Source organism: Mesorhizobium atlanticum (genome assembly GCF_003289965.1).
Lineage (GTDB): Bacteria > Pseudomonadota > Alphaproteobacteria > Rhizobiales > Rhizobiaceae > Mesorhizobium > Mesorhizobium atlanticum.
In genome coordinates this window covers 235,131-251,871 of sequence record NZ_QMBQ01000001.1, presented here as the reverse complement: position 1 = coordinate 251,871, position 16,741 = coordinate 235,131, and the positions used below count along the sequence as shown (strand labels likewise).

Annotated in this window: 24 protein-coding genes; 12 read left to right on the top strand and 12 right to left on the bottom strand. The window is 63.4% G+C overall.

Annotated elements, in window-relative coordinates; translation table 11 throughout:
• Nucleotides 1-146: 146 nt before the first annotated feature.
• Nucleotides 147-569: a nucleoside-diphosphate kinase gene (gene ndk, locus DPM35_RS01475; RefSeq protein WP_041010781.1), complete on the bottom strand. Its 423-nt coding sequence runs from the start codon at nt 567-569 to the stop codon at nt 147-149.
• Between the two features lie 177 nt (nt 570-746).
• Between ndk and DPM35_RS01470 the strand changes: the two genes are divergently transcribed.
• Nucleotides 747-980 carry a hypothetical protein gene (locus DPM35_RS01470; RefSeq protein ID WP_112125562.1) on the top strand — a complete coding sequence of 78 codons (234 nt, stop codon included), beginning with the start codon at nt 747-749 and terminating at the stop codon, nt 978-980.
• 168 nt (nt 981-1,148) lie between these two features.
• On the opposite strand, the gene DPM35_RS01465 is transcribed toward DPM35_RS01470, so the two are convergent.
• Both DPM35_RS01465 and DPM35_RS01460 read right to left on the bottom strand, forming a co-directional pair.
• Nucleotides 1,149-1,445, bottom strand: coding sequence for a DUF1905 domain-containing protein (locus tag DPM35_RS01465; protein WP_112126194.1), 297 nt, complete (start codon nt 1,443-1,445; stop codon nt 1,149-1,151).
• A 22-nt stretch (nt 1,446-1,467) separates the two neighbouring features.
• The gene (locus DPM35_RS01460; protein ID WP_112125561.1) at nt 1,468-2,160 is read right to left on the bottom strand and encodes a glutathione S-transferase family protein; all 693 of its coding nucleotides are present in this window, start codon (nt 2,158-2,160) and stop codon (nt 1,468-1,470) included.
• A 62-nt stretch (nt 2,161-2,222) separates the two neighbouring features.
• Here DPM35_RS01460 and DPM35_RS01455 point away from each other — a divergent pair, with 62 nt between their 5' ends.
• The 4 genes from DPM35_RS01455 (at nt 2,223) to DPM35_RS01440 (ending at nt 5,617) form a co-directional block, all read left to right on the top strand.
• Nucleotides 2,223-2,732, top strand: coding sequence for a DinB family protein (locus DPM35_RS01455; protein WP_112125560.1), 510 nt, complete (start codon nt 2,223-2,225; stop codon nt 2,730-2,732).
• Between the two features lie 280 nt (nt 2,733-3,012).
• The gene (locus DPM35_RS01450; RefSeq protein ID WP_112126193.1) at nt 3,013-3,585 is read left to right on the top strand and encodes a hypothetical protein; all 573 of its coding nucleotides are present in this window, start codon (nt 3,013-3,015) and stop codon (nt 3,583-3,585) included.
• 264 nt (nt 3,586-3,849) lie between these two features.
• Nucleotides 3,850-4,626 (top strand): GGDEF domain-containing protein, encoded by a 777-nt coding sequence (locus DPM35_RS01445; protein WP_112125559.1) that lies wholly within the window; start codon nt 3,850-3,852, stop codon nt 4,624-4,626.
• 181 nt (nt 4,627-4,807) lie between these two features.
• A complete protein-coding gene (locus tag DPM35_RS01440) occupies nt 4,808-5,617 on the top strand; it encodes a sterol desaturase family protein (protein ID WP_112125558.1) in 810 nt (269 codons plus the stop codon).
• 76 nt (nt 5,618-5,693) lie between these two features.
• Here the strand turns inward: DPM35_RS01440 and DPM35_RS01435 are convergent, their stop codons facing one another.
• From DPM35_RS01435 to DPM35_RS32335, 5 genes are all read right to left on the bottom strand, one after another.
• The gene (locus DPM35_RS01435; RefSeq protein ID WP_112125557.1) at nt 5,694-5,996 is read right to left on the bottom strand and encodes a DUF982 domain-containing protein; all 303 of its coding nucleotides are present in this window, start codon (nt 5,994-5,996) and stop codon (nt 5,694-5,696) included.
• Between the two features lie 162 nt (nt 5,997-6,158).
• The gene (locus DPM35_RS32130) at nt 6,159-6,344 is read right to left on the bottom strand and encodes a hypothetical protein (protein WP_146767907.1); all 186 of its coding nucleotides are present in this window, start codon (nt 6,342-6,344) and stop codon (nt 6,159-6,161) included.
• Nucleotides 6,345-6,400: 56 nt separating this feature from the next.
• The gene (locus tag DPM35_RS01430) at nt 6,401-6,712 is read right to left on the bottom strand and encodes a hypothetical protein (protein ID WP_112125556.1); all 312 of its coding nucleotides are present in this window, start codon (nt 6,710-6,712) and stop codon (nt 6,401-6,403) included.
• A 196-nt stretch (nt 6,713-6,908) separates the two neighbouring features.
• Nucleotides 6,909-8,990, bottom strand: a complete 2,082-nt coding sequence (locus DPM35_RS01420; protein WP_112125555.1) for an ATP-dependent helicase — start codon at nt 8,988-8,990, stop codon at nt 6,909-6,911.
• 205 nt (nt 8,991-9,195) lie between these two features.
• A complete protein-coding gene (locus tag DPM35_RS32335; protein WP_181591934.1) occupies nt 9,196-9,366 on the bottom strand; it encodes a hypothetical protein in 171 nt (56 codons plus the stop codon).
• Between the two features lie 123 nt (nt 9,367-9,489).
• Between DPM35_RS32335 and DPM35_RS01415 the strand changes: the two genes are divergently transcribed.
• Nucleotides 9,490-9,672, top strand: coding sequence for a hypothetical protein (locus DPM35_RS01415; protein ID WP_095816012.1), 183 nt, complete (start codon nt 9,490-9,492; stop codon nt 9,670-9,672).
• Nucleotides 9,673-9,955: 283 nt separating this feature from the next.
• Entirely contained in the window at nt 9,956-10,477 is a 522-nt protein-coding gene (locus DPM35_RS01410; protein WP_245431435.1) for a lysozyme inhibitor LprI family protein, read from the top strand.
• A gap of 9 nt (nt 10,478-10,486) precedes the next feature.
• Here the strand turns inward: DPM35_RS01410 and DPM35_RS01405 are convergent, their stop codons facing one another.
• Nucleotides 10,487-11,455 carry a LysR substrate-binding domain-containing protein gene (locus DPM35_RS01405; RefSeq protein ID WP_112125553.1) on the bottom strand — a complete coding sequence of 323 codons (969 nt, stop codon included), beginning with the start codon at nt 11,453-11,455 and terminating at the stop codon, nt 10,487-10,489.
• Between the two features lie 112 nt (nt 11,456-11,567).
• Here DPM35_RS01405 and DPM35_RS32330 point away from each other — a divergent pair, with 112 nt between their 5' ends.
• The 5 genes from DPM35_RS32330 (at nt 11,568) to DPM35_RS32320 (ending at nt 14,840) form a co-directional block, all read left to right on the top strand.
• A complete protein-coding gene (locus DPM35_RS32330) occupies nt 11,568-12,401 on the top strand; it encodes a hypothetical protein (protein ID WP_181591886.1) in 834 nt (277 codons plus the stop codon).
• 41 nt (nt 12,402-12,442) lie between these two features.
• On the top strand, nt 12,443-13,522 hold the full coding sequence (locus tag DPM35_RS01390) for a DMT family transporter (protein ID WP_245431434.1): 1,080 nt from the start codon (nt 12,443-12,445) through the stop codon (nt 13,520-13,522).
• Entirely contained in the window at nt 13,503-13,724 is a 222-nt protein-coding gene (locus tag DPM35_RS01385; RefSeq protein ID WP_245431392.1) for a hypothetical protein, read from the top strand. Before DPM35_RS01390 ends, DPM35_RS01385 begins: the two co-directional genes overlap by 20 nt.
• 353 nt (nt 13,725-14,077) lie before the next feature.
• A complete protein-coding gene (locus DPM35_RS01380) occupies nt 14,078-14,521 on the top strand; it encodes a Ros/MucR family transcriptional regulator (protein WP_112125551.1) in 444 nt (147 codons plus the stop codon).
• A 145-nt stretch (nt 14,522-14,666) separates the two neighbouring features.
• Complete coding sequence (locus DPM35_RS32320) at nt 14,667-14,840, top strand: hypothetical protein (protein WP_181591885.1); 174 nt, start codon at nt 14,667-14,669, stop codon at nt 14,838-14,840.
• Between the two features lie 149 nt (nt 14,841-14,989).
• On the opposite strand, the gene DPM35_RS01370 is transcribed toward DPM35_RS32320, so the two are convergent.
• The 3 genes from DPM35_RS01370 to DPM35_RS32125 all read right to left on the bottom strand — a co-directional run bounded on the left by DPM35_RS01370 (nt 14,990) and on the right by DPM35_RS32125 (nt 16,668).
• The gene (locus tag DPM35_RS01370; protein WP_112125549.1) at nt 14,990-15,184 is read right to left on the bottom strand and encodes a hypothetical protein; all 195 of its coding nucleotides are present in this window, start codon (nt 15,182-15,184) and stop codon (nt 14,990-14,992) included.
• Between the two features lie 293 nt (nt 15,185-15,477).
• Nucleotides 15,478-16,248, bottom strand: coding sequence for a lysozyme inhibitor LprI family protein (locus tag DPM35_RS01365; protein ID WP_146767906.1), 771 nt, complete (start codon nt 16,246-16,248; stop codon nt 15,478-15,480).
• 186 nt (nt 16,249-16,434) lie between these two features.
• Nucleotides 16,435-16,668 carry a hypothetical protein gene (locus DPM35_RS32125; protein ID WP_146767905.1) on the bottom strand — a complete coding sequence of 78 codons (234 nt, stop codon included), beginning with the start codon at nt 16,666-16,668 and terminating at the stop codon, nt 16,435-16,437.
• Nucleotides 16,669-16,741 lie beyond the last annotated feature (73 nt).

The window sequence follows — 16,741 nt, the reverse complement described above, 5'->3', positions numbered from 1 at the left end:
CACGGTGGTCGCTCGCGCAGCCGGCAACGCCCCAGGTGCTTTGTCGCCGATGTCGGTGAGATCTAGGGCGCGCGACAGGCGCGACCACCCCTCAAAATGAAACGGCCCGCTTGGGCGGGCCGTCTCGTGCAATTCAAAGCTACGGCTCAGCCGACGATCTCGGTGTCCGAGAACCAGTACTTGATCTCCTGCGCGGCGGTCTCCGGCGCGTCCGAGCCATGCACCGAATTCTCGCCGATCGACAGCGCATGCACCTTGCGGATAGTGCCCTCGGCGGCATTGGCCGGGTTGGTTGCGCCCATCACTTCGCGGTTCTTGGCGATGGCATTCTCGCCTTCCAGGACCTGCACGATGGTCGGAGCCGACGACATGAATTCCACCAGCTCGCCGAAGAACGGGCGGTCCTTGTGGACGGCGTAGAAACCTTCCGCTTCGCGGCGGCTCATCCACACGCGGCGCGATGCGACGACGCGCAGGCCGGCGTCCTCCAGCATCTTGGTGATGGCGCCCGTCAGGTTGCGCCTGGTCGCGTCCGGCTTGATCATGGAGAAGGTGCGTTCGATCGCCATAGGGTCGTCCTTGTTCTTGGGAATGGAAATTGGAGTGGCGGGCTCTATACAAGTCGCCCGGCGGCTTGCCAAGGGGAGCGGCTCCTGGTCAAGGCGGGCTCTTTGCGGGATAATTAGACGGCTGCGAACGTGCCTCGCGTCGAACCCAGGCGCGTTGCGGCAGCGGAGCCTGAGGCGATGAACCGGCGCCATCTCACGCGCGGCGACATGGCCGGCCTTCTTTTCGTGGCCGTGTTTTGCACCGCTGTCGCCCTTGCCCTGCTTTTCTTTCCGCAACGCGCCGGGCGGAATTTCGGCTTCGGCCCGGAGTGGCAATGCGCGCGCATGGCGGAGGGCGATCCGATCTGCGTCAGGCTGGCCAACCGCGATGCGCCGAATGGGGAGGCGCGTGACAAGGGCGCGTCGAAGTAGACGCTAGAGCAATTCCAGGAAAAGTGCGTAGCGGTTTTCCGTCCGAAATTGCGTAAAAACAAAGAGTTAGAGCAATTCCAGGAAAAGTGCGTAGCGGTTTTCCGTCCGGAATTGCGTAAAAACAAAGAGTTAGAGCAGTTGAGCGATTCTATCAGACGGTGATCTGCTCTAGAGCTCGATCTCGATGGTCAGTGTCGGCTCATCGCCGGCCTTGAGGTGTTCGCGCTGGCGCACCGACGCCTTGACCGGCAACAGCAGGCTGCCGGTCGTCTTGTCGGGGAAGAGCGATGTCTGCCATCTGGTCTTGCCGATGCTGGCCGTGACGCCGAGCGAGCCCCAAGGGCGCGCCAGTCCCGCCATCGCCGCCTTGATCCGAGCCGCGGCGTCCGTCGGCAGCGTCACGAAATGCCAACCGCCCTTGCCGGGGTAGACCCAGATTCCGGCCCGCATCTCATAGCGCAACATGGCAGTCCGGTGCTCGCCGCGTTCACGCCGCGGCTGCGACCTGCCGGCCGATCCCGCCATGCAGGTCCAGGCAGCGCTCGAACCAGCTTACGATGCTGTCGCCATCGTCGAGCAACTGGAAAGGCGAGGCGATGCGCCCCCATTGCAGCGCCCCGAACACGATGTAGTCGGCAAACAGCGGCGCCTCGCCGCCGATGAAGGGCTGGTAGGTGAGCATCGAGCGCAGCGGCTGCAGCGAGGCGCGGAAGCCGGCGAGCCCTGCGTCGCGTCCGGCAACCACCTCTTCCAGCCGCTTGCCATAGCGCCGTTCACGATCCTCGCGGAAGTAGCGGCCGTTCGTCTCATCCTGCATCCCATGCAGGTCGGCAAGGGCCACCGTTGCGATGTAAGGATGTATGGTGAGCTGCGACCAGCGCTCGATGAACCGCGCCATCGCCTTGCCGCCTTCGCCGGCGAACAGCGTCGGCCGATCCGGATAGGCTTCGTCGAGATAGAGCGCTATGGCGAAGGAATCGGCAACCACCCGCTCGCCGTCGCGGATCACCGGCACCGTCTTCGACACGCCGCCTTCCACCTTGGGCACTTCGAGGAAGCGCGTCGGCACCTTGGTCGCGGTGAGCCCTTTGTGCGCCAATGCCATCTTGATCTTCCAGCAATGCGGGCTGAATGGGCGGCCGACATCATGGCCGACGAGGTCGTAAAGCAGAATGGTCATTGGCGGGTCCGTTGCTGCAGGTTACGAAGAGCCCGGATTTCGTGATGAGCCGGGTGGGAAGAATGAAGCAGCATTTCATGATGTTTGCGGCCTACAATCAATGGGCCAACGGCCGCCTCTACGATGCCGCTGCCGATCTTGACGAGGAGGAACTCGGTCGCGACGTCGGGGCCTTCTTCGGCTCGATGCTTGGCACGCTCAACCATCTGCTTGCCGTCGACCGCGTCTGGATGAAGCGCTTCACCGGCGAGGGCGATGCGCCGTCCAACACCGCCGCCATCCTGTACCGAGCCTTGCCCGCCCTGAAGCTGGCGCGCGAGGCCGAGGACAGGAGGATCGTCGACTGGGTGAGCGGCATGGGCGACAAGGCGATTGCCGGCCGCTTCTCCTACATGACCGTCGACATGCGCACCGTCTCGCAGCGGCTTCCACCGGCGCTCAGCCATTTCTTCAACCACCAGACCCATCATCGCGGCCAGGCGCATATGGTGCTGACGGTGCTCGGCCGGCCTTCGGTGCCGCTCGACCTGATGTTGTTCCAGCGCTCCGAGGAGGGCCGCGCCTACGCCTGAAGCATGGCTTTGGGAACCCACACATTTCTGCCGCGGGTTCGTTGCGAATGGTGCTTGTGGAGTGCTTGTTGACTGATTTGCTTGCTTAAATATCGACAAAAAGTCGAAAAGTTATTTAGCAATTCGGTATGAAAACAAGAAACTAAAAAAGATTACCGCAAATTCGGTTTTGAAACTGAGGCATGGCTGTCGACGTAGATAGGTATGCGCGCGGCGTTACCAAAGAACGCGGTGCATGTGTGATGCAGTGCAGCATATTCTGTCTAATGAGGAGAGTATCATGCCAAGTATCATTCGGGAATTGCATAAAGTCCTTACTTGCGGCGCGATTGTCGCCATTTTGGCGGTTCCAGGGAATGCTGCAAGTCTTGGACTGGGCGGTCTCGGCGGCGTGTCCGTCGGTGGTAATGGGGCCAGCGCCAACGCCGGCGGCGCGAGCGGTGCCAATGCGGATGCCTCGTTTGGGGGAAGCAGCACCAGTGCTACGGCTTCCATCGGCGGTACTAATGGCGCTAACGCTGCCGTTTCGGTAGGCGGCGACCAGGCGGCCGATGCAGCGGTGTCCCTGGGCGGGACCGACACCGGAGCCACCGCCTCGATTGGCACCAGCGGCGCCAATGTCGGCATCGGGACGCTTGGAGCCTCCGCCGGTGTCGGTGTCGGCATACCAGGCACTTCGGCAGTTCCGGGCACCCCCGAGCCTTCGGTCGGACCCAAGCCTTCAGCCGCTGTTGCGCAGATGTCGGGCACCCAACTTGCGCGGATGAAGAAGCGCTGCGCCGACGTGCTTTCCAGCCAAGGCACCTATGACAGCGATCTCAGGGCGCTCTGCCTGATGATCGCGCGCCGTTGACGCGTTCGAGAGGTAGCCGCAACGCCGGACCGGCCGTGAGGCTCCGCGGCATCTCCTACCGCATCGCCCGCCACGGCTGGCGGTGCGTTGACGAGAACTTCCGGTCAGTCGGGAAGCCTGCCGTCTTGGCGGCAGGCTTTCTGCTTGCCTGCCACCACGGGTGGTTCCGGCGGCCTGTTAACCACACTTGCATTGGAGCTAATATGTTAGGACTTCCTTTGCGCTCGCGCTCCACAATAAGCCGGTAGCAGTGGGAGCAATGGCATGCGCATCGATTTGTCCCCGACAAGTTGGGGCAGGGTCGTGGTGGTCACCGCCGCCGGCACAGCCTTTTTCATTGCCGTCGCCTTCTTCGTCGATTCCTTCAATTTTCCCGCGCTGTCGCCGCAGGCGCTGCTGTGGGCGAAGCTGACGGATCTTTTCCTGCCGCTTTTCCTCGGCGGCTCCTTTCTGTTCTTCCTAATGTGGAAGATGCGCCAGCTGGCGATCACGCAAAAGGAGCTCAGCGTCATCGCCGCGACCGACAGCCTGACCGCGGTCTTCAACCGCGGCGCCTTCTCAATGCTGGTCGAGGCCTATCTCGATCAGGCACGCAATCAAACGGTCGCCGACGCCGGCGCGCTGCTGATCGTCGATGCCGACCATTTCAAGTCGATCAATGACCGCCTGGGCCACGATTGCGGCGACCAGGCGCTGAGGTTGATCGCCGCGACGATCAAGGGGCAACTGCACGGCGCCGACATTGTCGGACGCATCGGCGGCGAGGAATTCGCGGTCTTCCTGCCCGGCGCCGACGCTGCGCGCTCCTTCCTGGTCGCCGAATCCATCAGGCGCCGCATCCGCGAGGCCGAGTTTGCCCCCGACGGGCGACCCTGGCCGCTTTCCGTGAGCATCGGCGGCATCGCCTTCAGCGGCCCGACCACCTACCATGATATGTTCCAGGTCGCCGACCGCCATCTCTACAAGGCCAAGTCCAACGGCCGCGACCAGGTGAGCTTCGAGAGCCAGCGCGGCGCGCTTGCCGGCGGCACCATGCACTAGGCATCCCTTGGTGGCGACTCAGGCATAGGCGGCCTCGGCGAGTCCGCACACCTTGGCGGCGGGCCGAAACGCCCATCGGATTTCGGGGCAGCCACGTGCCGCAACCCGGGCGCCATCAACGGTCCGTTCATCCTTTGGCGGCTAGTGTCGGCAGCTGACCTCAGCCGATCCGCGAGCGACCGTGTTCGATCTTATCGACTTCAAGGCGGTGCTGATCATCGCCCTCATCTTCATCCCGCTGGAGCAGCTCCTGCCGCTGCATGGCGAGCAGTCGGCGACGCGCCGACATTGGCTGAACGACGTTTTCTACCTGCTCTTCAACGGCATCGTCGTCAAGGCCGGCATAGTATCGGTGGTTGGCGCGGCTATGCTGCTGGCGCAGCGTTTCGTTCCCGAGGCGCTCACCGCCGCCGTCCAGTCGCAGCCTGTGTGGCTGCAGGCGATCGAGGCTCTGCTTATCGCCGACATCGGCTTCTACCTTGCCCATCGCGCCTTCCACGCGGTGCCGTTCCTGTGGCGCTTCCACGCCATCCACCACTCGATCGAGGAGATGGACTGGCTGGCCGCGCACCGCGTGCACCCGGTGGACCAGATCCTGACCAAGTCGGCTTCGTTCGTGCCGCTGTTCGCGCTGGGTTTTTCCGCCGAGGCGGTCCTCATCTACGTGCTGACCTACCACTGGCAGTCGGTGTTCATCCACTCCAACACGCGCATCAGGTTCGGGCCGCTGAAATGGCTGATTGCCTCGCCGCAATTCCATCACTGGCACCATGCCAACGAACGCGAGGCCTATGACAAGAACTTCGCCGGGCAACTGCCCTTTCTCGACCTGATCGGCGGCACTTTGTTCATGCCGCCGAGGATGCCGGAAAAATACGGTGTCGACGAGCCGGTGCCGCAGCTCTACCACCAGCAGCTCGTCTATCCCCTCGTTGCAGCGGCCGAACCGGCCGCGCCGATCGCCGAGGCCTCGGCCGGCAAGCCGGAATAACGGTGTTGGAAGGCCCGAACTGACCCGGGGTCGGTTCATAGGCTGCGTGCCTTGCCCCGGGGGCTTTGCCGGAAACTCAGGCGGCAAAGCCGCCATAGCCGCGCGCGACCGGCTTCACCGAGACGATCGGTTGGTCCGACGGCCACAGGATCCCGGCGGTCACCGCGAAGGTGATCAGCGCATCGCGCGCCGACTCGGCAGGGATTTCTCCGGCCCGCGCCGCTTCGCAGGCCTTTACCGCGGCGCCGTAGCTCAGCCGCCGCCGCGACGGCGGAAACTCGGTCAGGAAGTCATGCATCTCGAACAGCGAGGCGATCATACGCTTGTGGCCGGCGCCGACGCTGAGGGCGACCGGGGTGAAGAATATCCTGTCGTGCATTTAGACCTCGCGGAAATTGGGCGGAGGACGGCAGGGCTGCCAGCCTCGGTCTTGGATCGGACGCCGGACAACGCGCGTTGCGGCGCGAGGTTCCACCGCCACCGATCTTTTCACGCCCGCGTTGCCAAAGTCCGCCCGCCTTGCCAAAGCGGTTGCGGGCGATCACGGCCCGGAGCCGGCTATGATTGCCACTTCCGCCGGGGGGCGCGGCACGTGGTAATACGCCGATAGCACCAAGAGAAAGATCGCGATCCCGGCGAACAGCGTCGCGACGATGTTGACGAAGAGCTGGCCGGCCCGTTCGGCGAGCCGTTGCCGCCAACTCATCGTTGATGGGACCAAACGCATTTTTTCCACCCAGTCCTATGGGCGCCGCCTTCAACGCCCGCGTCGGCGTCGGCTCCCTAATACCGCCAGCCTCTGTGGAGGCCGCAGCTCCAGACCCTCTTCACGACCCAATGGTGGTGATGCCAGCGCTTGTGCACCCTGACCATGCAGTTGCGATGGTGACCGTAGCGGTATCCGTCGCCCATCTCGTACCGGCCGCTGTAGCGCCAGTCGTCGTTGCGCATATGGTGGCGGCGCCAGTAATAGTCGTCATTGTATCTGCCCATGCCGTCATCGGTGGTGATGGTCAGGCTTGTCGCCTGGGTCGGAACCGTTGCCGGCGCCATGGCGGCCACGCCAAGCATGGCGGCTAGAATGAGGTTCTTCATTGCGGCCTCCTTGCATTAGATTTTCCTAACGGAAACCCTTTGCCGGATGAAAAGTTCCGCGACGAACGCCTGCAAGCCGGTTTGCGCGTCGACGCTCCGCACCATGGCTTCGGGCGACTTTAAGTCTTTGTTTTGATGCGTGTCGTTGTCCCAGAACCGCTGCACACTTCTGGGCGACATGGATTAGGCGGGCGTCCTATTTCCACATGCCGCGCATGCGGGCGCCGAGATCGACCTTGACGCCCGGCCGCTGACGCGGGTCGTCCTTGATCGCGGCGCTGGCCCAGGACGACTGCTCGAAGGCCGAAAGCATGGAGGCCGGGATGAAGCGGGTGCGCGAGGCATAGACATGGCGGTCGCCGCGCGCCGCCTGGTTGTGCGGATAGAAGCGCTGCGGCACCACCAGATGCAGACTGTCCTTGGCCCTGGTCATCGCCACGTAGAGCAGCCGGCGTTCCTCCTCGATGTCCTCCTTGGTGCCGACCCCGAGATCGGCCGGGATGCAGCCGTCGACCGTGTTGAGCACGAAGACGTTCTTCCATTCCTGGCCCTTGGCGGAATGGATGGTCGAGAGGATGAGGTAGTCCTCGTCGCGATGTGGCGGCCCGGCCTGGTCGCTGGTGGCATCGGGCGGGTCGAGCGTCAACTCGGTCAGGAAGCGTTCGCGCGACGGATAGGTCGAAGCGATCTGCTCGAGCTGCAGGAGATCGGCGCGTCGCGTGATCGCATCCTCATGGATGCGTTCCATATGCGGTTCGTACCAGAGCCTGATCCGTTCCAGATCCGCCGGCCATTTGGCGCCGGCGCGTAAGCCGCTATAGATGTCGAGGAACACCGGCCAATCCTGCGCGGCGCGCTGCGGCGGCCGGAAGCGGGCAAGGCCCAGCGTCTCGTCCAGCGACGTCGCCATCGCCTCGACGATCTGCGAAGCGGCGGACGGGCCGATCCCCGGCATCAATTGCAGCACGCGGAAACCGGCGACGCGGTCGCGCGGATTCTCGGCGAAGCGCAGCATCGCCAGCATGTCCTTGACATGCGCGGCGTCGAGGAATTTCAAGCCGCCGAACTTGACGAAGGGGATGTTGCGGCGTGTCAGCTCCACCTCCAGCGGTCCGCTGTGGCTCGAGGTGCGAAACAGCACCGCCTGCGACTTCAGCGCCGTGCCGGCCTCGCGTTCGGCCAGGATCGCCTGGCAGACATAATTCGCCTGCTCGGCCTCGTCGCGCACGCTGACCAGCTGCGGCTTGTGCGAGGACCGGCGCTCGGTCCACAGATTCTTGGTGAAGCGCTCGCTGGCCTCGCCGATCACCCTGTTGGCTGCGGCAAGGATCGTCTCGGTCGAGCGGTAGTTGCGCTCCAGCGTGACGACCGCCGCTGCCTGGGCGAACTGCCTTGGGAAGTCGAGGATGTTGCGCACTTCGGCGGCGCGGAAGGAATAGATCGACTGCGCGTCGTCGCCCACCACCGTCAGGCCGGCGCCGTCCGGCTTCAGCGCCAGAAGGATCGATGCCTGCAGGCGGTTGGTGTCCTGGTACTCGTCGACCAGCACATGGTCGAAGCGGGAACCGAGGTGAGCGGCGATTTCCGGCTCGGCCGCCATCTGCGCCCAGTAGAGCAGAAGATCGTCGTAATCGAGCACGTTCTGCGCCTGCTTGGCCTCGACATAGGCCGCGAAAAGCTCCTTCAGCTGGTCCGCCCATGCCGCGCACCACGGGAAGGCCGAGCCCAGCACTTCGCCGAGCGGCGCCTGCGCGTTCACCGCGCGCGAATAGATCTGCAGGCAGGTACCTTTGGTCGGGAAGCGGCTCTCGGTTTTCGAGAATCCCAACTCGTGCCGCGCAAGGTTCATCAGGTCGGCGGAATCCTCGCGGTCATGGATGGTGAAGGCGGGATCGAGCCCGATCTGCTCGGCATAGTCGCGCAAGAGCCTGGCGCCGATGCCGTGAAACGTGCCGGCCCAGGCAAGCGCGTCGCCGATGATCGCGGCGTCGCGCCCCAGCACCTCGCCGGCGATGCGCTCGACGCGCTTGGCCATCTCGGCGGCGGCGCGGCGGGAAAACGTCATCAAAAGGATGCGGCGCGGATCGGCGCCCTTGACGATGAGATGGGCGACGCGATGCGCCAGCGTGTTGGTCTTGCCGGAGCCGGCGCCGGCGATCACCAGCAGCGGCGCCGCCGCCTTGCCGTCACCATGCACCACCGCCAGCCGCTGCTCGTCATTCAGCCGGGCAAGATAGGCGGGCGTCTCGAAGGACGAATCACGAGCGGCGATGTTCATCGCCCATCAAGCATCGTTTCCGCTTTGTTCGCAATAATTTCCTCGCCCGCGCGAGCGGGAGAGGTGGCCGCGAAGCGGCCGGAGAGGGGGCTGCGCCGGCGGTGAGTTGGCGCATGCATTGTCTAGTGGAGCGCTGGTCGACCCCACTCCGTCTCGGCTTCACCGAGCCACCGCTCCCCCACGTCCGTGGGACAAGGAAAGGGCGTTAGCGCTTCGGCTCTACCCCCATTGCCGCCGATTGGCGCCGCAGCGCGCGCCTCTCATCGCCCGGCATGTCCAGCGGCGCGACATCGCCAGGCACCTCGTCGATGATCCTCACGGCGACGCGGTAGGCGATGTAGGCGAAAAGGCCGGTAAGCAGCAGGCGGATCATCATCGTCTCCTCGTGCGGTTCGATTGGCTTTCAACCGGGCGCAGGCCGGTTGGTTCCCCTCACGCGCAACCAAACCGCCACCGCCTCGTTTGCCATTATGAAAGGGGCGAACGAGAGGAGGTCGTCATGATGAAGCTTCCTGTGCTGCTGGCTCTTGCGGCAGGGCTCGTGCTCGCCGCCTGCGACAACAGCGTGCAACCCACCAAGGCGCCGGGCGATGAAGTCAATCAGAACCCTCAGGTCGACAAGAACCCGGTGCCGAAATCGACCACCGGCGGCGACCAGCCGGGCACGCCTCCGAAGCAATAGGGCAGGGCGGGTTGAATCATCGTCGGCCTGAAGCGAAGAAGGCCGGCGCTGCTTGGGAGGAAGCTGGATAGCGCCGGCCAAGCGGGAAAATCAGGCCCGCCGCGCAATCCAACATAGCTGAGTCTCGGCCTTGCGTCATGGTGCGATCGCGCTAACCGGCTATGCAGTCCCAGGGAACTCACCGGAAATATCGGAATTCTGCCAGGTTGCGCCATAACTGGTTCACTTCTATCGGATTGCTGGAATGGTCCTACGCTTCGGACGAACGGGGAGCTTGGAAGACGTGTTTCTCAAACTATTGTCCCTTTCCGGGCTGACCGCCCGCATAGCGCTGTCGGTCGCACTCGGTGTTCCCGCTTTTCCAAGCACGGCAAACTCGACCGAAAAGCTCTACGACTGGAGCAGTGACGAGGTCGCCGTAGACTCGGCGGAGGCCATTGCACGTGGTTGTCTTGATAGTGTGGAGCCTCAGGAGCGCGACAGTTGCGTGTACACGCCGACCAAGGTCTGTGTTTCTCAATTCGATGGTGGGAAAGGCAACCAGTACGACAACAATCAGTGCTCCGGTTTTTCGGCGATGGCCTGGGGTCGTATTCTCGATGATGTCTATGGTCGTCTGCTACAGTTCAAAGGCGCGCCCAAGGGGATCCAAAAATCACAGTCGATGTGGAGGGCGTGGAGCGATTTCGATTGTGAAATCCGTTCGAACTATGAGGGAACGATGGCTGCGCTGGACAATGCGAACTGTCATCTCGATCATCGTGCGAACAGGGTGATGGAACTGAAGTATCTGCTGCGAGAATGAGCTGACACCTCACGCCACCGCCGCGCGCCCCGGCTGTCCGCCGGCGATCTCGACGTCGAGCTGGCGCTGCGTCAGCGCCGCTTCGGCCAGGATCCACTGCTTGAACAGCTCCACCTTGCGGGCGCCGAGCGCCTTGATGGGGCTTACGAAGTACCAGCCCGCCGTGTTGGGATGGTGGACAGCGAAGGGAGCCACCAGCCGTTCGGCGCGGATGTCGCTTGCCATATAGGCACGGTTGGCGACGGCAAAGCCCATCCCGGCATTGGCGGCCTCGTAGGACATCATGCAGGAATCGAAATAGACGCTCCTGGTTTCGCCAAGCACGAAGCTCGCGCCGGCAAAGCCCAACCACGACTGCCAGTTCTGGGTGCAGGTTTCGGAATGCAGCAGCGTGAAGAAGCGCAGGTCCTCCGGCGTCACCCTTGACAGCGGCTTGTCGCCCAGCACCTCGTGAAACAGCTTGCGGCTGCACACCGGCGTCAGGTCTTCCTTGAACAGCAGTTCTGAGATGAGGCCGGGGAAATTGCCGTCGCCGTAGCGGATCTCGAGATCATATTCCGAGGTCGAGAATTCATGCGTGGCGTAGGATGTCGACACCCGCATCTCGATGTCGGGATATTGCCGCTGGAAGGTCATCAGCCTGGGAAACAGCCAGCGCGCCGCGAAGGTCGGCAGCACGCAGATCCGCAGCACATGCGCCTGCGACTGGCCGGTGGCCTCCATGCTCGCCGCCACGATCCGTTCCAGCGCCTCGCGCACGCGCGCCACATAGGTCTCGCCCTCCGGCGTCAACGACACCGCGTTGCCGCCGCGCTCGAAGATCTTGAAGCGCAACTGGTCCTCAAGGCTCTTCACGCGCTGGCTGACGGCGGAAGCGGTGATAAACTGCTCTTCGCCGGCGCGCGTGAAATTCCTGTGCCGCGCGGCGCTCTCCACGATTTTCAGCGAGTTGAGGTTGACCTGACTGAGCAGACGCACGGGGTTTCGACCTTAAGCTGGGCTTACGCTACCACCAGCATTCCTAAATTTACAGGGGTGGGCGTTTAAATGACTGTTAACCAAGTGTTGCCCCCATCTTGGAGAAAGTAGAATGAACGCCCATACAATTCCCGAACTGCGTTGCGCAATGAGCCGCGAGGCCATCATTGGTCATGAGACCGCCTGGAAAGTCTCGACCTTCGGCGTCGCCCAGTATCGTCACGGTTACGATCCGGCTCTGCTTGCCGCGATCGAGGAAGCTGCCCTGAAGCTGAAGGCCAGCCACGCCGTTCACAAACACCTCGACCTCACCTTTATCACCGGCGCCGACCGCTATATTCCCGAAATCAAAGAGCTTTTGCACGACAAGCTGCGCTTGGAAAGGCTGTCCGACATGATGGGCACCAAGCTCGAGCCCTATCCGCTGTCGATCGTCGGTTCGACCGTCACCTTCATGAACCCCAGGGACGGCGCCGTCGAATGGCATTGCGACGGCGTTCCGGTGACGGAGCTCATCCCGCTGTCGATCAGCGACCCTCTCATCGGCGGTCATCTTGAAATCTATTGCGACGATTCCGAGACCGGCCGCTCCATCCTGGAATCCGGCCGCGACCTGCCGCGCAACAAGATCATGCGCATCGACCACAAGATGAACTACGCCACGCTCGGCCAGTTCCTGGGCGTGCTCCACCGCACCGCGCCGATCCAGCTCGGCGAGCGCGTCACGCTGGTGCTCAACCAGCGCTCGGCGACCAAGCCCTATGTCGACGACAACCGCATGTTCTACCTCGCCGCCGACAACGACCATGACCGTGCCTGGGTGAACGAACTGGCCGAGGATGTCTGGACCAACCAGCTGCCCGCCTACCGGCGCCACGCCGAGGAGCATCCCATGCCGCAGCCCGCCGCTGAGCCGGTTTCCGGCGGAGCAAGGGAGTCGTGGTAGTGACCAACGATCCGGTCGAGCGCCAGCCGCCCTCAGCGTCGCTGAGCCTCGGCCCGGTCGTGCCGGACTGTCAGGACCGTTCCAGCGCCGCCCCCGCGGCGGCGCTGGCCTTCGCCCTCGGCGCGGTGGCGCTCTGGGCGACCAACGCCCTGGTCGGCAAGACGCTGCTTGCCCTCTATCCGGTGTCGCAAGTGCAGTTCCTGCAATTTTGCGGGGCGGCCCTGGTCTTCGCGCTGATCCGGCTGATGAGCACTGGATCGGCGGGTAGCGCCGACACGGATGAGGGGTGTTGGAAGGAACGCGATTTGTCCCGTCTGGCACTCGCGCCTGACGATGACAAAGCCTCACTCCGTCCAGCACCTCGTCGCCTTCGGCGACGCCTTTTCTCACAAGGGGAGAGGGGGAGGCCCGCGCTTGCCGCCTACGCCGTCGGCTTCCTTGGTCTGGTCGGCACCATGGTGCTGCAATATATCGGGTTCGCCTCGATGCCGGTCATCGAGGCGAACCTCGTCGCCTATACTTGGCCGCTGATGACCGCCGCGGCGGTTATCCTTTTGGGCCGGCCGCGTCGTCCACTGCTGCTCGGGCTGGCCGCGGCCGTCGGCTTCGCCGGCGTGGCGCTGGTCATTTCCGGAGGGCGCGCGCATTTTTGGTTCAACAGGGCCTGGTTCGGAGGCGGCAGCGTCGTCGGCTATCTCGCCGCTTTCGGTTCGGCGCTCTGCATGGCCTTCTACTCGCTTACCGTCGGCCGCCTTGGCGTGTCGCCGGAGCGTCTGCTATTGCCCTCGGCACTCATCGGCGTCGCGCTCACCTTTGCCTGGTGCCTGCATGACGGCGCTGGACGCCTGACCGGTGCGCATCTCCTGCTCGGCCTCTATCTCGGCGCCGGCCCGATGGGGCTCGGCTACTATTTCTGGTCGCGCGCGGCAAAGCTCGATCACGGCGGGAAAATAGCGGTCGTCGCCTATCTGACGCCGATCGCTTCCACGTTTCTTCTGACCTTGTCGGGCGAAAGCCTGTCGATGACGGCGCTTGCCGGCGCCGTCCTCGTCATTGGCAGTTGCCTCGCGGTCGGCATCGAAGGTACGGAGACCAGGCACAATGTCCAGAATGCCCGTTGACGAGGACGAACGCCGCGCCAGACAGGAGGCGCACTGGCTGGTCAGGGAGTTTGGCGCGGAAGCGTCGCTCTATGCAGCCATGAAGGCGGAAAAGGCTATCGAGCAAAGGGACTTTGGCCGCTGCGCGCGCTGGAAACGCGTGCTGGAAATCCTGGCGGACAGCCCTTCGGCGGATATCAGGCGCGGCGTCGCCGTCAAATGAGCGATTTGCCCTGGCGCCGCGGAAGCGCGAATGGCCGACATCCAACCGGCGGATTATCGTTACCGTGGCGGAACTTGGCCTGAACTTCGATTTTTCAGCAACTTCCTTGGCCGACCGAGTGCCACCGTAGGTTTTACCTATCCAGCCGGACCACCGGTGCTATAAAACATCTGTTATAGCTATTAGAAATCCTAACTTGCGCGTTTGCAGCCAGCGTAGAAACATAATCCGGTATTGAGTCGCGTAGCTTTACTGACTCTGGACGGTCCGTTGGGGGGCTTGTCCAATTCGATACACCGACAAAAGTCTTAAAAACAAGCTGGCGATTTGAGGGCCGGCAGAAGGTGAAAAAATTGTCCAACATCGACGATAAGACTGCAATCGAACTGACCGCCGACATTGTCTCCGCCTATGTCGGCAACAATCCGCTCCCTGCTTCCGGCCTGCCTGATCTGATCGCCAGCGTCAGCGCATCGGTGCGCAAGCTCGCCGGCGGCAGCGTCGTCAAGGAGGCGGTGGCGCTGACGCCCGCCGTCAACCCGAAGCGTTCGGTCTTCCCGGATCACATCGTCTGCCTGGAGGACGGAAAGAAGTTCAAGTCGCTGAAACGCCACCTTGCGACCGATCACGGCCTGACGCCGGACGAATACCGCGCCAAATGGGGCCTGCCTGCCGATTATCCGATGGTGGCGCCCAGCTATTCGGCAACTCGCTCGGCGCTGGCCAAATCTTCCGGCCTCGGCCGCAAGCCGGCCGGCGGTGATGCGGGCAAGGGCAAGCGCAAGGGCAAGGCGTGAGGCCGGACCGAGGTGCTGCCTGAGGCAATGAATGAGGCCGCGCCATCGTCATGGCGCGGCCGTCGGACCGCTCTCGGCATGTTGCGTCGCCGCGTGGCCGGACAGGTGTCCGTCGGCGCGGCCGAGGGGGGTCGAAGCGCGGCGCGTGCTGTTTTCGTTGGGACGTCCCCCCGCCGATCTGCACGCCGCGCTCGCCGCGCTGGACGACTTCGAGCGCGCCATTCTCGAGCATGAGCACCGCGTGGTCATCGAGGCGCGGCGGCTGAAATGCCTCGCCATCCTGGACCGCATGAGCGGCCTGGAGAAGAAAGGCAATTGATGCCAGTCGCCCGGAAGCGCGCAGCGGTTCTGGGACATCCACATGCGTCAAACGAAGACTGACAGCGCCACGCCTGAATCCGTTTCAGCGCGACGCGCTTCAAGCAATCCCGCAAAAGTGGTCTCTGCCAACGCGCCGAACACCCGGCATCAGTTGCGGGGCGGCTTGCTCTCGTCGTGGCGGTCGCGATCCTGCTCGGCGGCGAGGCTGTCCGCCTCTACGGCGGTCATTTCAAGAAAATAGACGAGCATCTGGTAGCGCGTGCGCGAGAGCATCTTCGCCAGCCTGCGCGCGATCTCCGCCACATATCTCAGCGTTCGCAGATCGTTGACCGCTTCGCCCATCGTGAGCTCCTGACATTGCAAGGGCCAAGTTGCTTGGACCAAGTTATCGTTGGCGCCTACTCACGACTCACGGCGCGTCCGCAAGGTTGCAGGTTTAGGATAAAAACTGAAATCAATTTTTGACAAGCATCATGCCCGGCCCGGAAGATTTTGCTGTCCTTTTTTGGTGGTATCGTCGATCGCTGCACCAATATTGAGCACAAGCCTAACTTGCGGTTGTCTTGCCGCGCCGGATTGATCTTCCGCCCGGGAATGTTGATTGCCTCGGGCTTGCGGCTGGGCGGGCGCACGGCTCAGCCCTTATAGGCGGAACAGAAGGCCGGCGGATTGTCATTGCCGATCATGGCGCAGCCGCGCTTGATCTCGTCGATCATCATGCTGCATGCGTTCTGGCCATTGCAGGGCGGGTTGGTCGCCGGCGAAACCTGGACGCATTGCGAGACATATTGGTCCGACTTCGCCTTGCCGGCGGATTGCACGCATGGCCTCGTATCGTTCTGGCCAGCCTGGGCTGCGGCGGGTTTCGCAAGCGCGGCTTTGGCCGTCGCAGGCGCAGCTTTAGCTGTCGCAGGCGCGGCCTTGGCAGGCTGGGCCTTCGCAGGCGCGGCGCCGGCATTCGCGGCACTGCCGCCGCTTTGCGGCACGCAGGAAAGATCGCCTTCCGGGCATTGCAACTGGTGCTGCAACTGCGCCAGCCGCGCCTTGGTCAACTCCGCCTTGCAAACCCCGACCAGGCTCGAATAGATCGAACCGTCGGCATAGGGCTGGGTGCGGAAGGCGCATTCCTTGTCGCGAAACGGGATCCAGGCGCGCTGCGCGTCGCGCAGGCGTTTCAGGTCGGCGGGAGCGAGACGGGCCGCCAGCGCCTTGTAAACAGCGTTGAGCCCTGCGTCGGCCGAAGCGGCATTCGCGGTCGTGCAGGTGGCAAGGTCGGCCTGCGTCTTCGCCGTCGCGCAGTCGACGGCTGCCGCGCGGGCCGCGGGCGTTGTGAGAAGCAGCCCGGCCGCGATTGCGAAAATCGCGACCGCCAGCGAGGCCGAAAGGAGCGAGGTCTTGCTCGACATGATCTGCCCTCTGTTTGAATCGGCCCCGGCGCCTATGCCAGCATAGGTTGAGACAATGGCGGCGATCAACGCCAAATCCGTGACGTGGCAAGCAAAGTGTAAGCAGCGATGATTGGCGAAAGACGGGAGTGAACGATCTCCCTTCCTGTGGGGAGATGCCCGGCAGGGCGGTGGGAGCGCTGCCTCTCAGTCATTCATGGGCGATGGCCGGAGTTGTTTTCCGCTGTCGATCTGGATCAGCAAATGTTCCGTCGCGCGCCCCATAAGCGGGGAGATTGGCTGTGTCGGTGCACGGCCCGTCGATTCAACTGGAAGAGCAATTGGAGCAGTCTCGCTCTCGAACAGAACCACCTGCGTCGCCAGCGCGGTTGTCGTGGCGACCTGGAAGAAGATGAAGGCGAGGGCGAGATAGCGGATCACGGGCCTCCAAACGCTTCGGTCGGCAACTGGTTCCAGCCCCGTCGATTTTTTTGCTGAACGTTTGCAGACCGCG

What these genes read in the sequence shown, in the direction of transcription:
- DPM35_RS01385 (WP_245431392.1), top strand. Translation starts at nt 13,503, where the DNA reads ATGTCCAGAATGCCCGTTGACGAGGACGAACGCCGCGCCAGACAGGAG.
- DPM35_RS01430 (WP_112125556.1), bottom strand. Translation starts at nt 6,712, where the DNA reads ATGAAGAACCTCATTCTAGCCGCCATGCTTGGCGTGGCCGCCATGGCG.
- DPM35_RS01455 (WP_112125560.1), top strand. Translation starts at nt 2,223, where the DNA reads ATGAAGCAGCATTTCATGATGTTTGCGGCCTACAATCAATGGGCCAAC.
- DPM35_RS01420 (WP_112125555.1), bottom strand. Translation starts at nt 8,990, where the DNA reads ATGAACATCGCCGCTCGTGATTCGTCCTTCGAGACGCCCGCCTATCTT.
- ndk (WP_041010781.1), bottom strand. Translation starts at nt 569, where the DNA reads ATGGCGATCGAACGCACCTTCTCCATGATCAAGCCGGACGCGACCAGG.
- DPM35_RS32335 (WP_181591934.1), bottom strand. Translation starts at nt 9,366, where the DNA reads ATGATGATCCGCCTGCTGCTTACCGGCCTTTTCGCCTACATCGCCTAC.
- DPM35_RS01465 (WP_112126194.1), bottom strand. Translation starts at nt 1,445, where the DNA reads ATGTTGCGCTATGAGATGCGGGCCGGAATCTGGGTCTACCCCGGCAAG.
- DPM35_RS01365 (WP_146767906.1), bottom strand. Translation starts at nt 16,248, where the DNA reads ATGTCGAGCAAGACCTCGCTCCTTTCGGCCTCGCTGGCGGTCGCGATT.
- DPM35_RS32330 (WP_181591886.1), top strand. Translation starts at nt 11,568, where the DNA reads ATGAACGCCCATACAATTCCCGAACTGCGTTGCGCAATGAGCCGCGAG.
- DPM35_RS32130 (WP_146767907.1), bottom strand. Translation starts at nt 6,344, where the DNA reads ATGCGTTTGGTCCCATCAACGATGAGTTGGCGGCAACGGCTCGCCGAA.
- DPM35_RS01435 (WP_112125557.1), bottom strand. Translation starts at nt 5,996, where the DNA reads ATGCACGACAGGATATTCTTCACCCCGGTCGCCCTCAGCGTCGGCGCC.
- DPM35_RS01460 (WP_112125561.1), bottom strand. Translation starts at nt 2,160, where the DNA reads ATGACCATTCTGCTTTACGACCTCGTCGGCCATGATGTCGGCCGCCCA.
- DPM35_RS01370 (WP_112125549.1), bottom strand. Translation starts at nt 15,184, where the DNA reads ATGGGCGAAGCGGTCAACGATCTGCGAACGCTGAGATATGTGGCGGAG.
- DPM35_RS01445 (WP_112125559.1), top strand. Translation starts at nt 3,850, where the DNA reads ATGCGCATCGATTTGTCCCCGACAAGTTGGGGCAGGGTCGTGGTGGTC.
- DPM35_RS01470 (WP_112125562.1), top strand. Translation starts at nt 747, where the DNA reads ATGAACCGGCGCCATCTCACGCGCGGCGACATGGCCGGCCTTCTTTTC.
- DPM35_RS01415 (WP_095816012.1), top strand. Translation starts at nt 9,490, where the DNA reads ATGATGAAGCTTCCTGTGCTGCTGGCTCTTGCGGCAGGGCTCGTGCTC.
- DPM35_RS01450 (WP_112126193.1), top strand. Translation starts at nt 3,013, where the DNA reads ATGCCAAGTATCATTCGGGAATTGCATAAAGTCCTTACTTGCGGCGCG.